Here is a 13486-nt window from a genome sequence, read left to right on the forward strand (position 1 = left end):
CGCACCGTATGGACCTATTGTAAAATCAGGGAGTGAGAATATCTTAAAGGATCTAACAGAGGAATTTAAAAATCATTCAAAGAGAAAGAAAGTTTTTCTTTCGCAACTTTCCTTACCTGCAGAACAAGGAGAAACAAATCATTACCCTACTCATTTTTTGCCTTTTGAGTCTGTTGACAAACTTTTTTCTACAGAAAAAAAAGGAATGATTTTCAAATATGTGACTGGTGTAACTGCTTTTCGGGCTATAGATTTATTTCCCAAAGAAGATAATTCATATGAAAAGGTACGAGCTAATTACAAAACTTCGACTCGAAGAGATGTAAATAAATCCGGAAGGATGGGAAATGAATTAAAGTTTGCACAAACAGAAGATGAAATAAAAAAAGCATATGAATTGATCGAGCTAAATGCAGAAAGTCAAGGATACTCTGTTAGAACATGGGATGCATTTGGCAATACCTTAATTCAAATGGTAAATAAAGATCAATGTATTATTCCATGTTGTTTTAATGAGGGTGAGCTCAAAGGCGCCTTAATTATTTTTGATGTTGGAAATAAACTTCATTATATCATGGGGGCTACACTAAGAGAGCAAAAAGATAAAATGGTCGGCCATTACCTTCAGGATCAGGTGATTCAATTAGGCATAAAAAAGGGATATGACTTCTATGATATATCCATGGGAGGGAGCGAAGGAGTTGTAAAATTTAAAGAAGGATTTGGAGGCAATGTCGTAGCTCTTACTGAAACGCGCTATTGGGTTGAAAAACCTCTTCAATTCTTTGCCTTTAGGAAACTATTGCCTTGGGTCCAAAAAAATAAAGCACTGATCGGAAAACTACTGGGCAAAACAAATAACTAATCTGGAATAAGAACAGACTTTTCAATCATAAAACACCTTTTTTTGGCTAAATCACTTAAACTAGCTTGAGATCACAATAATTATTCTGCTGATACTACAAATTAGAGAGATATTTTATGAGGAGGTTACAAATTTAATTTTTAAATTCCTTTAAAATACACACCATTTAACCTTATATCTAAATGAAAAAACTTGTAGCAGAATTTATTGGTACGCTTTGGCTTGTCCTTGGCGGTTGCGGTAGCGCTGTATTAGCAGCAGCATTTCCGGAATTGGGAATTGGATTTGTAGGCGTTGCTTTTGCCTTCGGTCTTACTGTTGTCACTATGGCTTATGCCATTGGTCATATCAGTGGTTGTCATTTAAATCCCGCTGTCTCAATTGGCTTATGGATAGGGGGAAGATTTGATAGCAAAGATTTAGTGCCCTATATTATTTCCCAGGTTTTAGGTGGGTTAGCTGGTGCAGCTATTTTATATAGCATTGCAACTGGCAAGGCTGGAGTAGAGTTGGGAGGGTTTGCATCGAATGGTTTTGGAGAAGCATCCCCTGGAGGCTATTCAATGAGCTCTGCGCTAATTACAGAAATAGTAATGACCTTCTTTTTTCTGATAGTAATTTTAGGTGCCACGCATCCGAAAGCTCCTGCTGGTTTTGGAGGTTTGGCGATAGGCTTAGCTCTTGTGTTAATTCATTTGATTTCAATTCCAGTTACAAATACTTCTGTCAATCCTGCAAGAAGTACGAGCCAAGCCATTTTTGCCGGAGGAATCTACTTACAACAATTATGGTTGTTTTGGGTGGCCCCTATAATTGGAGCAATTTTAGCAGGAATTGTATATAAATTTTTATCTCCTAATGAGTAAATTGGAAAAAATTTAAATATTTGTAGACTATTTTATCTTTTACCTAATTATTAATATTTATGAAGTATCTTAAAATTCTATCCTTGGTAGTGTTCTTTGGACTAGCTGCTACGATGGAAAGTAATGCGCAAGAACTCGGTATTCGTTTTGGTCAGTTTGGCGGTAATAATGTTGCAATAGATGGAGTTTTTGCTATTGGAGAGTTCAGTAGAATCCATGGAGATGTCAGCTTTGGATCGGGAGTTGGAATTGATCTTTTGTGGAACCCAATCTATAGACCAGTAGGAGCTAGTGATTTCAATTGGTATTTAGGGGTAGGTCCATCTTTGTATATTGATGATCCCTTCTCTTTGGGGGTTGCTGGTGAAATCGGAATTGAATATGCCTTTGAAGAAGTTCCGATTGTCATTGGAGCTGATTGGAGACCAACTTTCAGAATTGTGGAAGACACAGACTTCTTTGCAGACGTCTTTGGTCTGAACATTCGATGGAGATTCAGTAAAGTTCAATAATATTTAGAGCAGGCTTTTAGCCTGCTTTTTTTATGCAACTTATAGCTAAAGGAAAATTTATATTAGAAAGATTCTCAGGAAAAGGAGGCTGGACTTATATTAAGCTCTCGGGAGATTTAATCAAATCAAGCAAAGCTTTTGGGATGATGAAAGTTTCTGGCTCAATCGACTCCTACACTTTTGAAGGGAAACATTTAATGCCCATGGGAAATGGGTATGTTTTCCTGCCAGTAGCAAAGCCTATTCGAAAAGCAATCGGAAAAGAAGAGGGAGACGTGGTGGAAATCCAATTTTATAGGGATGAGATACCTGAAAAGCTTCCTCAGGAACTAATTGATTGTTTAAAAGATGATCCTGGAAAGTTTGAATTATTTAATCAGCTACCAAAGATTGAACAGAAAGATTGGATAGAATATATTTATTCTGTTGAAGATGTCGATCTAAAATCCAATAGGATTCTCAAGCTTTTAAAATCCTTAAATTGATCCATTAAAATTCAATAATAATTCCAACTGTTGGAAGTAAAGTTCCCGCAGTATTTTCAATGAATTTCAGTTGATAGCGAGTTGGATCATTTGGATTAACCAAGATATCACCTGAATCGTCTCTTATGGGAACTAATAAAGGCGGTTGCTCCGCTTGGTAATTATATAGGTTTTGAATATCCACATACCAATTTAAGCTCCACTTAGGAAAATAATATTTTTTATCTACCCTAAGATCCAATTGATGGAAAGCGCTTAATCTGAATTCATTTATCTGAGAATAATCAAAAATGGGTTGACCGCGAAGATCCCAATTGCTGATTAATGAGGATTCTTCTACATCATATGGAGTATATGGAGTGCCTCCTAGATACCTCCATCGCATGCCTACTTCCCAGTTTTTGTTAAATCTTTTCCCAGCCGTCAAACTTACAATTACCTTATTGTCCCAGGATGAAGGAATAAATCCTTCGGTATTGGGATTCGTAAATTCACTTCTTACCAGAGTCAAAGACGCTATTCCATAAAAATCATTGAAAAGCCTTTGTTGTGCCAAAAACTCCAAGCCATAAGCTCTTCCATTTGCATTGGAAACAACCTCCTCGTTACCTATTACTCCAAAGTCTGCTCCCAAATTTGCCAATGCTATTCCATTTCTGACTGAGGAAGGATAATTTTTATATTTCTTATAAAAAGCCTCCATCGTAAATCTCCTGTTTTTTTCAGGGACCAAAAATTCTAAGCCTGCAATTAATTGGCTATTCTGAATATATCTTACATCAGAATCTTGATTTACCAATTGACCGGAATTATCACGATAGCCAAGGACGGTATAAGGTGGTTTTTGATAATAAATACCTGCATTTGCAGTGGCAAAAAGATTAGGCTTCAATTGATAGGAGGCGGAAATTCTAGGACTCAATTGATTGAATGGGTTAGAGGCCGTATTACCAAAATCAGAACCGTCCATTCTGATGCCTCCCGAAAGTAATAATCTTTCGTCTTTGGAATATTTGGTTCCGGAAATAAAGGCCCCGTATTCGTTGAAATTAGATGTTGATTCTACATCAATCACTTCGCCTGTATTTGCTAATGCAGACCTATCAAAATTCTTGATATAATACCTTGAATATTCATAACTAACTCCATATTTTATTGAATATCCAGATCCAAATATGCTGTTTTCAGCTCTAAATTTATTTTCGGATTCTTGAGATAAATAACGGTAAAGAAGATTTGACTCTGGGCTTTCTTCATTATTGAAATATTTCTCTGCTTCGTTATTCAGCATATTTCGGCTTAGAACAAACGTCCAGAATCCATTTTCTCTAAATCTTTTTAGTTTTAAACCAGTCGTATAATTCCACTGGCTTTGCACGGGTAAGACATCCAATAAATAAAGACGATTCTCAAGTTCTTCTCCAGTTTCCCCATCAGGAATTTCTTCATTGAGAACAAACTGATCAATTGCTCCAACTCCTAAAAAAGTCAGCTCTGTTTTATCGTTAAGTTTGGTTTTAGTTTTTAATTGAAAATCATTAAATGTCGGTAAAAAAGGTAATCCCAGGACTTTAAACAAGCCTTGCAAATAAGACCTTCTCGCAGAGAGTAAATAAGTTGTATTTTCTCCAATTGGACCTTCATTAGAAAGCGTTAATTCGGATGCTCCTAAAGTCATTTGAGTTTGCATATTCTCCCTATTTCCATCCTTCAATTGAATTTCGAAAATAGAACTTAATGCATCCATTCGATTTGAGGGAAAGCCTCCAGCAATCAAGTCTACATTCTTTATCAAGTTCACGTTTAGAATCCCTACAGGACCTCCTGAAGATCCCTGGGTCGAAAAATGGTTTATTACCGGTACTTCTATTTCATCTACAAAAAATTTATTTTCATTGGGAGCACCACCTCTGATCAATATGTCATTCCTAAAACTCGGAGTGCTTGCTACGCCTGGCAGAGCTTGAATTACAATAGAAATATCTCTGTTTCCACCCGGATACCTTTCTATTTCATTACTATTAAGTTTCCTAACAGAAAGCGGGGTTTCTTCCGATCTTGAAAATTCTGAGCTAACCACTACCTCACTTAATTCTGATGCATCTTCCTGAAGTTCAAAATCAAGTTGGACAGCTTTTGCTAAGTTTACTCTTACTTCAAATTTGGTTTCTGTTTTATAACCCACAAAACTGGCTCTTATATTATAAAGGCCTGCCGGAATATTTCCGATTTCATAAAAACCATCTTCATCTGAAATAGCTCCAAAATCGGTATTTAATACCAGTACATTTGCAAAAGCAACAGGTTGGCCATTATTTGGATTTGTTATTTTTCCTCGAATAATTCCCTGTGAGAAACCTGTCAAAGAAATCAAAATTAGGAGGATTGTAAGTACTCGTTTTTTCATTAGTGTATGGGTTCTAAAACGAAATTAGTTTTAGCTGAAAAAAGTTTAATCTAATTTCCAGTTTTTACATTAAATTTTTCTTTTTCCCTCCATAGTCTCCACCAAGGCGTCCCAGGCGAATCATGATGCTCATAGTGGTAACCAAAAAAATAACAGGAAATAAAAGCCCACAGATGGTTTTTTGATTGCGTTTTTGAGTGGTGAACATTCTCACTTTCGCCTCTGTGCGGTAAATAAGTGCCAAAATAAAAAAGCTGCAAGGTAGAAAGTATTGCAGGCAACATCCAGAAAACTATCAGGTTCTCTACCGGCAAATACAACTTCAAAATATTGAAAGTAATAGCCATTAATAAAATTTGCCAGATACTCAGATATTGTTTAATAAAACTAAAATACCACAAGAAAAAGTTATCAGAATGATGATAATCCGGATCCTTATCTGATGCCACAAATCGGTGATGTTCATGGTGTTTTGGAAACAATTTCCAATAGAAGTTGTATGAAAACAAAAGTGCGGCAAGAACACCAATTCCATTGTTTACAATTTTATTGGATGAAACCAAACCATGCATGGCATCATGGGCTGTAATAAATAAACCTGTATAAAGGTGCATCTGTATGAGTATTCCAAAATATATCAGAGGATTTCTCCAGTTTATTTCGATTCCCAACAAATACACGAGAAAAATAAACCAGATACCAATAATCCCAAAAGCAATCAGTATTCCTTTTGGGTCAATTTTAGATTTTGAAGATGTGAATTTTCCTGCATTCATTTCTGCAAGCACGTTGAGTTCTTTCAAAAAGCCAAGACTTTCTCTCGAACTTGTTCCATCAGCCACATGGGAGTCGAAGTAGCTCCACAAATACCGATTGTTTCATTATCGTTAAACCAATCTGATTCTATCTGTTCTGCATTTGATACAAAAAATGTATTGGGGTTTTTCTCTTTACAGACATTGTATAAAACTTTTCCGTTGGATGATTTAGTTCCGCTTACAAAGATGATTTTATCAAAACGTTCTGCAAATGCTCTCAGCTCTTTATCTCTATTAGATACCTGTCTGCAGATTGTATCATTTGTATTGACAGAAATTCCATTATTTTTTAAAATCTCATTGATTTCATAAAATTTATCCGTGCTTTTTGTAGTCTGACTATAAAGGGTGATATTTTTTGGCAAGGTAGCAAGGTCCAATTCTGATATATCTTGAAAAACTACCGCTTTATTGCTAGTCTGACCTAAAAGCCCTATTACTTCTGCGTGACCATGTTTCCCATAAATATAGATCGTCTCGTCCTTATCAAACGAATTTTTTATTCTGTTTTGCAGCTTCAAAACAACAGGGCAACTTGCATCAATTAAGGTAAGATTATTTTTTATAGCCAACTCGTAGGTAGAAGGAGGCTCTCCATGAGCTCTAATTAAAACTTTTTGATCCTCTAAGGTTTGCAGCTCCTCATGATTGATAATCTTCAAACCTTTTTGGGTTAGTCTATTTACTTCTTCATCATTATGAACGATGTCCCCCAAACAATACAAATATCCTTGTTCATCAAGGATTTCTTCTGCCATTTCAATGGCATAGACGACACCGAAGCAAAAGCCCGAGTGATCATCAATATGTACTTCTAGGTTTTTCATAGCCTTTTAACTTTCAACAGATTGAATTGTTTGGTGGCTTCTAAATTTTTCAAAGAAAGAAACATTCATCAACAATAACGTCATCGAATAAATGGTATCCTCCACTGGAACTGTCCATATTCGAATTCCAAGGTTTTCCGAATTATTATAAATCACTACCGGCTCATCGGTAAGCCCTCCTGTTAATACCCCATTACAAAGAATAAAGGGGATTAAATGGACTAAATATGCAAACAAGAATTTTCCTAAATACTTGTCGTTAAAAACCAGAAAATGGACCATTAATGCAATAGCTCCTATAAAAAAGTTAACTGAAGTGTACCACTTATCCAAATGCATCAATCCAAATCCAATAAGAAGCGGTACCATCACATATACAAAAGGCTTCCCAAAATCTTTCAGAGGATCACCAGGAAAGAAATATATAAGAACCTCATATATGAAGATGCAGGCAAATGGCACGGTAAAGAAAAAGAGCCATTCCTCCAATGGCAGTTCAAACAGATATACACCTAAAATATATCGTGAGTTGAATTCCCAAATACCCATTACAGTAAACCAATGATCCCAGATCAGAAAGAAAGCACCCGTAATAAAAATTGCTGGGAATAATGCCCTCCATTTGGTTGCAAACTTAATTTTTGGCTCAAAAGATCGAACCAAGGGGAATGAAATCGCAAAAATATTAACACCTAAGTATAAATACTTTTCCATCTTATGAGATTCCCAATTTGTTGACAAAATAAGTTCCTATCAAGAGTGAAATTTTCTTGGAATTGGGAATTCTAATTCTCGTCTGGGTAATCGTCTCTGCAGGCAATCCTTTGATCTTATCAAATAGCTTTTGATAATACAGATAAGCAACTTTTACCCCAAGTTTCGCTCCCTCTGGTAATTGCTCAATTCCAATTAATGAATCATCAAAATCCTTTTGGATATCCTCTTCAATATGTTTTTTTATAATCTTATCGAAATGATTGAAGTCAACTCCGGGAAAATATACTCTCCCCCTTTCCTCATAATCACTCTTTATATCTCTTAGAAAATTGACTTTTTGAAAGGCCGCTCCCAATTTACAGGCTGGTCCTTTCAACCTTTCATATTCGGCCTCATCACCTTCGCAAAAAACCTTCAAACACATTAAACCTACCACTTCTGCTGAACCATAAATGTATTCATGATATTTACTATCATCATAGGTTTTGAAGTCAAGATCCATCTCCATACTATGGAGAAAAGCTTCAATCAAATCATGATCAATTTTATACTTATTGACAATTATCTGAAATGCATGCAAAACTGGATTTAGGGAAATACCTGCCTCAATGGATTCAAAGGTGTCTTTTTTAAATCTAGCTAATAATTCCACCTTGTCCTGATCATGAAAAGTATCAACAATTTCATCTGCATACCGCACAAAGCCATAAATAGCATAGATAGGCATATGAAATTTATGATCAAGAGTTTTTATTCCCAAAGTAAAGCTCGTACTGTATCGCTGTGTGATCAGTTTGCTACACTCAAATGTTGTTTGATCAAATAGCTCTCTTGGGTTCATCACGTTTAATATATGGATTATTCACTAATTATTTTCCTTTATTACTTCATTGGCAACTACCTGTCCCGAAATCAAGGATGGAGGTACACCTGGCCCTGGAACTGTTAATTGTCCTGTATAATACAAGTTAGAAACTTTCTTGTTTTTTAAAGAAGGTTTCAAAATTGCAGTTTGTGTTAATGTATTGGCCAAACCATAGGCATTGCCTTTATAAGCATGATAGTCACTTTTAAAATCGCTATGAGCATAGGACCTTTTGAAAATGATATGTGATCTTATTTCCTGGTCAGTTATTTTCTCAAGTCGATCCATGATTATATGAAAATATTTTTCTCTCAATTCCTCAGAATCCTCCAAGTCAGGAGCAAGAGGAATTAGTAAAAACATATTTTCCATCCCTTCTGGTGCAACTGTGCTATCTGTAATCGATGGAACTGAGGCATAAAACAATGGCTTTTCCGGCCATCTGGGGTTTGTATAAATTGCATCGGCGTGGGGGCCAAGTGGTTCATCAAAAAATAAATTATGATGTCGAAGATTTTTTACCCGCTTATTTATCCCTAGGTAAAACAACAGACTTGATGGGGCCATAACTCGCTTATCCCAATAATCTTCTGAATAGTTACTGTATTTTGGATTTATTAAATGTTTATCCACATGATGATAATCTGCCCCTGCAATTACAACATCCGCCTCAATCTTATCACCGGAAATAAGCCTTACTCTTTTAGCTTTTCCATTTTCAATCTCAATTTCTTCAACTTCCGAATTATATAAAAAATTCACTCCCTTTTCTTCTGCAAGGCTAACCATTCCTTTGATGATTTCATGCATTCCTTTTTTTGGATACCAAGTGCCCAAGGCGATATCCGCGTAGTTCATAAGACTATACAAAGCAGGAATATTTTCGGCTGTTTCCCCTAGAAATAAAACAGGAAACTCCATCAATCGGATGATTTTTTCAGATTTAAAAAACTTGCGTACATGCTTTGCCATAGATTGAAAAATATCCATTCGTAGCATATCAGCCAGCAAAGACGGAGAAGTGAACTCGAAAAGTGATCTACTTGGTTTCGTGACCAGATCATGTATACCCACTTGATATTTATAGGCTGCCTGCTCAAGAAATTTATCTAATTGAATAGCAGATCCTGGTTCAATTTTTTCAAGCATTTGCTTGAATTCATCCAAATTAGCCGGAATATCAAGCAGGTCATGTTCGCCATAAATCACGGCATAAGACGGATCAAGTCGAATCAGATCGTAATAATCAGAAGGCTTTTTATCAAAAGCTGCAAAATACTTTTCAAAAACATCCGGCATCCAATACCAACTTGGCCCCATATCAAAAACAAACCCCTGATGATTGAACTTTCTAGCTCTTCCACCCGGGGATTCATTCTTTTCAACTAATGTGACCCTGAAATTTTTTGATGCCAAATGCGTAGCTGCAGAAAGTCCGGCAAAACCCGAACCTATCACTACCGCATGTTTCTGGGACATAGAATCAATTTTTATGCTTGTAAACCATCAAATCTTCTTTGAGCTGCTTACGGGCAATATGAATTCTATTCTTCACAGTTCCAATAGGTATCTGTAATTTTTCAGCAATTTCATGATATTTAAATCCTCTGTAATGCATTAAGAAGGGAGTCTTGAAAACGTCATCTAATTTTTCAATAGATTCATAAATATCATCGATTGCCAAATTTCCGAATACTCCATTCTCAATTTGAATATTGCTGGAATTTATATAGTGAAGGTTATCTGTAGTATCTACGAAAGTCCCTCTTCTCACCATTTTTTGATAATTGGTGATGAAGGTATTTTTCATTATAGTATAAAGCCATGCTTTAAGATTAGTTCCTTCCGCAAATTTATCTCTGTTGGTAAATGCTTTTACCATTGTGTCCTGAAGTAAATCATTTGCATCATCAATGTCTCTCGTCAATTTCATAGCAAATGGTTTCAGAGAACTTGAAAGGTTGTTCAAAGAGTAACTGAATTCTAGAGTCGTCATGGCTAATTGATTTTTGTTTAATCAAACATAGTATTCTTTAAACAGAATTCCAAACTTTTGTTTAAGGTATTTTCTATTTAATTAAACAAAAATAGATAAACGGTAGATTTTAAGCCATTAAAGGACGATTTTAGGCATAAAAAAACATTTCCTAAGAAATGCTTTTGTTTAACTTATTTACGATTTTGATAAACTATTTCTCTATTAAGACCTGCTCCATTTCTTCCAAAACATCTTTAATATCTCTTATGTAGGTAAATTGACGGACATTGGGACCCATAGTCAAATCTTGTCCAACAACTTGATACCCCGAAACGTAAATTTCAGACTTAATAAATTTTTCAGAAAGTAAATCAATATATTCTTGGGCGGTTTTCCCTCCAGGTAAGGTAGTCATCACCGTTAAGATAAAATCTGGTTCTAATAGATTATAAACAACCTCCACGTCTTTAAATGGAGTGCTCTGCCCCAAATAGATAACTTTATGACCTTTGCTCTTGATTAAATAAGTCGCAAAAAGTAAGGATATTTCATGTAGTTCTCCTTCAGGTAAAAACAACAAGAATTTTTTCCCAGTACCACTTGAAATTTGTCCGTCTATCGCTACGATTAACTTTTGACGAACAAGATTAGAAATAAAATGTTCTTGGGCCGGGTTTACAGCTCCTGTCTGCCAAAGCAACCCAATTTTAGAAAGGAAAGGATATATGATATTGAGCATGGTTTGCTCAAATCCGATTTTTATAATATTTGTTGTGAGGATTTTATCAAATCTATCCTCATCCATCTCAATCATACAGATAGTCAACGCATGTACCTGATCGTCATGGGTTAAAGATCTATCGGTAAGATTCATTACCTCTGCTCTTATGGATTCACTCGGCATCGACGCGATCTTGCTTATCTTAAATCCATTATCATATAATAAGGAGATATTAAGAATTAATTTTAAATCATCATCATCGTAATACCTGATGTTGGATTCCGTTCTTTTCGGTTTTAACAAATCATACCTTTGCTCCCAGATACGGAGTGTATGTGCTTTAATTCCCGATAATTGCTCTAAGTCCTTTATTGAATACGTGCTCACTTTTTCTCCTCTTTAAAATATTCCCTAGGTACGACAAACAAACCAAAAGAAACCGCATCGTCTTTTTTATTCGTACGATGATGAGCCTGATGGGCCTTAAAAATGCCTCTCAAAAAAGCATTATTTGGTTTTTGAAACCATTTCATTCTTCTGTGAATCAAAACATCATGAAGAATGAAATACAACATTCCATATAAACTGATTCCTACTCCAAGCCAAAACCGATAATCCAATCTATCAACGCCAAGGAAGATCAAAATCAAAGCGATACTTCCAAAAAGCAATGAAAAAAGGTCATTCAATTCAAACGCATATTTATTCGGTTGATGATGTGTTTTATGAATCATCCAAAGCGGTCCATGCATCAAATACTTATGAATGGCCCATCCAGAGAGTTCCATCAGAGCAAAACCTAAAACGGTGAAACAAATCGCTAGAATCATTTTAAAGACAACTTTAAAGCTTCTTAATTGTTCTAAACTACTTTTTAAAACGTTAGATATCCAACGTGAAGTTTAAAACAGCAAAGAAAAGAATCATAGAAATTAAGAGAAAAGTCGCTAAAGGGTTAAACTTTTCAAAATTTATTTTTCGATACAGCAAATGAATCAAGAATGAAACTCCAAACCATCCCAAATAGTTTTCGAATGGGATGATATCAAATTTCCAATACCACATATCCAACGCAGAGGCGACTGGCTCCATCACATAATCAAAAGCAGTCATAGCAGTAGCCCCCATAAATGCGGCATAATAATCATTTGGAATACTCCTAGAAAAAATCGAGCCAGTTAAGTAAACCAAAATAAACCAATTGACCCCAATGACTAATGGTACTTCCCAAAGTTTCGGGCCTAGTGTTGGTCCATACACGTAATCTCCATAAAGATAGCCTGTATGAATACCGATCAACTCGGAGCCAAAACCAATCCAAAAAGCAAGTGCTCCAAAAATAGGAAATAAGTCTGTCCAGCCTCTATGGAAAAAAAGAACCAAAACGAGTGTTACTAATAATTGGGCGGGAGTTAAGGATTGAAAAAAAGGTCTGTATTCTGGAATCGATAGTCCAATTGCTCCAACAAGATACAAGGCCACCACAATAATTTTTGCGATAAGTAAACGCTTATCCTTGGCTTCGGGTGGAGCTTGGGCAACTTTATGCATAAAATCGAGAGCTTTGCTAAGAGTAAATTCAGTTTTTAGCTTTGGGATTCCTAACTTTGAAAACCAAAATCTGTTTACAAACAAACGAAATTCCAGTCAAAATCCCCCGATATGATACTATACAACATCACATTTACCGTTTCCATCGAAATTGAAGAGGATTTTGTCCAGTGGATGAAAGAGACCCACATCCCGGAAATTTTCGCGACCGGACTTTTTCTAGAACATAAATTTTTCAGACTACTAAACAGTCCAGATGATAACGTGACCAATTTTAGTGTCCAGTTCTACGCTGAAAACACTCAAAAGCTAATCGAATATGAAGGTCGTTTTGCGCATGCACTCCGCTATGAAACGCAGGCAAGGTATGGCGAAAAAGCCTTAGCATTTAGAACTTTACTGGAAACAATCTAGGCCTAACGAAAAAATAATTAATTAACGCATTTTTTAATTCTTTAACATTTGAGGCATTGATTTTTCAACTGAGTCTTTTAGTTTTATAGTTCAAGCTATTTTTATGAAAAGACTTCTTTACGGCTCTGTATTACTTTTGAGCATGATTTCCTGCCAGTCTAATAGGGAATCAGAATCTTCCCAATCGGAAAACCTTCTCGAAAATCTAACCTTTACTATAGATACTTTGGTAGTAAACCCAGGAGAGGAAATAATCAATCTCTCGCAGGGGGTGCGAAACGGTTCATTAGATGAATCCAAAACCTATTTTTATCTATTTGATGAGGTAACCGCCCAGATGAATAAAATCAATCTGGATAAATTGATCCTGGAGGAACAGATTCCCTTCGAAAAAGAGGGGCCAAACGGTGTAGGTGCAAATTACATCTCTAAATCCCGTTATTTACCAGGAGAGGAGTTT

The 13486-nt window shown here is 35.8% G+C and carries 16 protein-coding genes; 6 read left to right on the forward strand and 10 right to left on the reverse strand.

What is annotated here, in order from left to right; genetic code table 11:
* The 4 genes from Q0L68_RS09275 to Q0L68_RS09290 all read left to right on the forward strand — a co-directional run.
* On the forward strand, positions 1 to 865 hold an 865-nt coding region (locus Q0L68_RS09275), incomplete at its 5' end, for a GNAT family N-acetyltransferase (RefSeq protein ID WP_296702041.1).
* 182 nt (positions 866 to 1047) lie between these two features.
* A complete protein-coding gene (gene aqpZ, locus Q0L68_RS09280) occupies positions 1048 to 1731 on the forward strand; it encodes an aquaporin Z (RefSeq protein WP_296702043.1) in 684 nt (227 codons plus the stop codon).
* Positions 1732 to 1790: 59 nt separating this feature from the next.
* A complete protein-coding gene (locus tag Q0L68_RS09285) occupies positions 1791 to 2243 on the forward strand; it encodes an outer membrane insertion C- signal (protein ID WP_296702046.1) in 453 nt (150 codons plus the stop codon).
* Between the two features lie 32 nt (positions 2244 to 2275).
* On the forward strand, positions 2276 to 2728 hold the full coding sequence (locus Q0L68_RS09290) for a DUF1905 domain-containing protein (RefSeq protein ID WP_296702049.1): 453 nt from the start codon (positions 2276 to 2278) through the stop codon (positions 2726 to 2728).
* Positions 2729 to 2732: 4 nt separating this feature from the next.
* Here the strand turns inward: Q0L68_RS09290 and Q0L68_RS09295 are convergent, their stop codons facing one another.
* The 10 genes from Q0L68_RS09295 to Q0L68_RS09340 all read right to left on the reverse strand — a co-directional run bounded on the left by Q0L68_RS09295 (position 2733) and on the right by Q0L68_RS09340 (position 12612).
* Positions 2733 to 5135: a TonB-dependent receptor gene (locus Q0L68_RS09295; protein WP_296702054.1), complete on the reverse strand. Its 2403-nt coding sequence runs from the start codon at positions 5133 to 5135 to the stop codon at positions 2733 to 2735.
* Positions 5136 to 5185: 50 nt separating this feature from the next.
* The gene (locus Q0L68_RS09300; protein WP_296702086.1) at positions 5186 to 5911 is read right to left on the reverse strand and encodes a fatty acid desaturase; all 726 of its coding nucleotides are present in this window, start codon (positions 5909 to 5911) and stop codon (positions 5186 to 5188) included.
* Positions 5912 to 5934: 23 nt separating this feature from the next.
* On the reverse strand, positions 5935 to 6780 hold the full coding sequence (locus tag Q0L68_RS09305; RefSeq protein ID WP_296702059.1) for a 4-hydroxy-3-methylbut-2-enyl diphosphate reductase: 846 nt from the start codon (positions 6778 to 6780) through the stop codon (positions 5935 to 5937).
* A 6-nt stretch (positions 6781 to 6786) separates the two neighbouring features.
* Complete coding sequence (locus Q0L68_RS09310; protein WP_296702062.1) at positions 6787 to 7494, reverse strand: lycopene cyclase domain-containing protein; 708 nt, start codon at positions 7492 to 7494, stop codon at positions 6787 to 6789.
* Position 7495: 1 nt separating this feature from the next.
* Positions 7496 to 8338 (reverse strand): phytoene/squalene synthase family protein, encoded by an 843-nt coding sequence (locus Q0L68_RS09315; RefSeq protein ID WP_296702088.1) that lies wholly within the window; start codon positions 8336 to 8338, stop codon positions 7496 to 7498.
* A gap of 24 nt (positions 8339 to 8362) precedes the next feature.
* Positions 8363 to 9841 (reverse strand): NAD(P)/FAD-dependent oxidoreductase, encoded by a 1479-nt coding sequence (gene crtI, locus Q0L68_RS09320; protein ID WP_296702065.1) that lies wholly within the window; start codon positions 9839 to 9841, stop codon positions 8363 to 8365.
* A gap of 4 nt (positions 9842 to 9845) precedes the next feature.
* On the reverse strand, positions 9846 to 10358 hold the full coding sequence (locus tag Q0L68_RS09325) for an RNA polymerase sigma factor (RefSeq protein WP_296702073.1): 513 nt from the start codon (positions 10356 to 10358) through the stop codon (positions 9846 to 9848).
* 193 nt (positions 10359 to 10551) lie between these two features.
* Positions 10552 to 11448 carry a MerR family transcriptional regulator gene (locus Q0L68_RS09330; protein WP_296702075.1) on the reverse strand — a complete coding sequence of 299 codons (897 nt, stop codon included), beginning with the start codon at positions 11446 to 11448 and terminating at the stop codon, positions 10552 to 10554.
* Complete coding sequence (locus Q0L68_RS09335; RefSeq protein ID WP_296702076.1) at positions 11445 to 11891, reverse strand: sterol desaturase family protein; 447 nt, start codon at positions 11889 to 11891, stop codon at positions 11445 to 11447. Before Q0L68_RS09335 ends, Q0L68_RS09330 begins: the two co-directional genes overlap by 4 nt.
* A 52-nt stretch (positions 11892 to 11943) precedes the next feature.
* Positions 11944 to 12612: a carotenoid biosynthesis protein gene (locus Q0L68_RS09340; RefSeq protein WP_296702079.1), complete on the reverse strand. Its 669-nt coding sequence runs from the start codon at positions 12610 to 12612 to the stop codon at positions 11944 to 11946.
* Positions 12613 to 12723: 111 nt separating this feature from the next.
* Here Q0L68_RS09340 and Q0L68_RS09345 point away from each other — a divergent pair, with 111 nt between their 5' ends.
* Positions 12724 to 13026, forward strand: coding sequence for a DUF4286 family protein (locus tag Q0L68_RS09345; RefSeq protein ID WP_296702081.1), 303 nt, complete (start codon positions 12724 to 12726; stop codon positions 13024 to 13026).
* Between the two features lie 103 nt (positions 13027 to 13129).
* Positions 13130 to 13486: DUF4221 family protein (locus tag Q0L68_RS09350; RefSeq protein ID WP_296702084.1), on the forward strand; the 357-nt coding region annotated here is incomplete at its 3' end.

The sequence above is a fragment of the Algoriphagus sp. genome (assembly GCF_024642405.1).
GTDB lineage: Bacteria > Bacteroidota > Bacteroidia > Cytophagales > Cyclobacteriaceae > Algoriphagus.

Bases quoted from the DNA above. Each gene is read 5' to 3' on its own strand.
- aqpZ (WP_296702043.1), top strand. From the start codon at position 1,048: ATGAAAAAACTTGTAGCAGAATTTATTGGTACGCTTTGGCTTGTCCTT.
- Q0L68_RS09285 (WP_296702046.1), top strand. From the start codon at position 1,791: ATGAAGTATCTTAAAATTCTATCCTTGGTAGTGTTCTTTGGACTAGCT.
- Q0L68_RS09290 (WP_296702049.1), top strand. From the start codon at position 2,276: ATGCAACTTATAGCTAAAGGAAAATTTATATTAGAAAGATTCTCAGGA.
- Q0L68_RS09295 (WP_296702054.1), bottom strand. From the start codon at position 5,135: ATGAAAAAACGAGTACTTACAATCCTCCTAATTTTGATTTCTTTGACA.
- Q0L68_RS09300 (WP_296702086.1), bottom strand. From the start codon at position 5,911: ATGAATGCAGGAAAATTCACATCTTCAAAATCTAAAATTGACCCAAAA.
- Q0L68_RS09305 (WP_296702059.1), bottom strand. From the start codon at position 6,780: ATGAAAAACCTAGAAGTACATATTGATGATCACTCGGGCTTTTGCTTC.
- Q0L68_RS09310 (WP_296702062.1), bottom strand. From the start codon at position 7,494: ATGGAAAAGTATTTATACTTAGGTGTTAATATTTTTGCGATTTCATTC.
- Q0L68_RS09315 (WP_296702088.1), bottom strand. From the start codon at position 8,338: ATGAACCCAAGAGAGCTATTTGATCAAACAACATTTGAGTGTAGCAAA.
- crtI (WP_296702065.1), bottom strand. From the start codon at position 9,841: ATGTCCCAGAAACATGCGGTAGTGATAGGTTCGGGTTTTGCCGGACTT.
- Q0L68_RS09325 (WP_296702073.1), bottom strand. From the start codon at position 10,358: ATGACGACTCTAGAATTCAGTTACTCTTTGAACAACCTTTCAAGTTCT.
- Q0L68_RS09335 (WP_296702076.1), bottom strand. From the start codon at position 11,891: ATGATTCTAGCGATTTGTTTCACCGTTTTAGGTTTTGCTCTGATGGAA.
- Q0L68_RS09340 (WP_296702079.1), bottom strand. From the start codon at position 12,612: ATGCATAAAGTTGCCCAAGCTCCACCCGAAGCCAAGGATAAGCGTTTA.
- Q0L68_RS09345 (WP_296702081.1), top strand. From the start codon at position 12,724: ATGATACTATACAACATCACATTTACCGTTTCCATCGAAATTGAAGAG.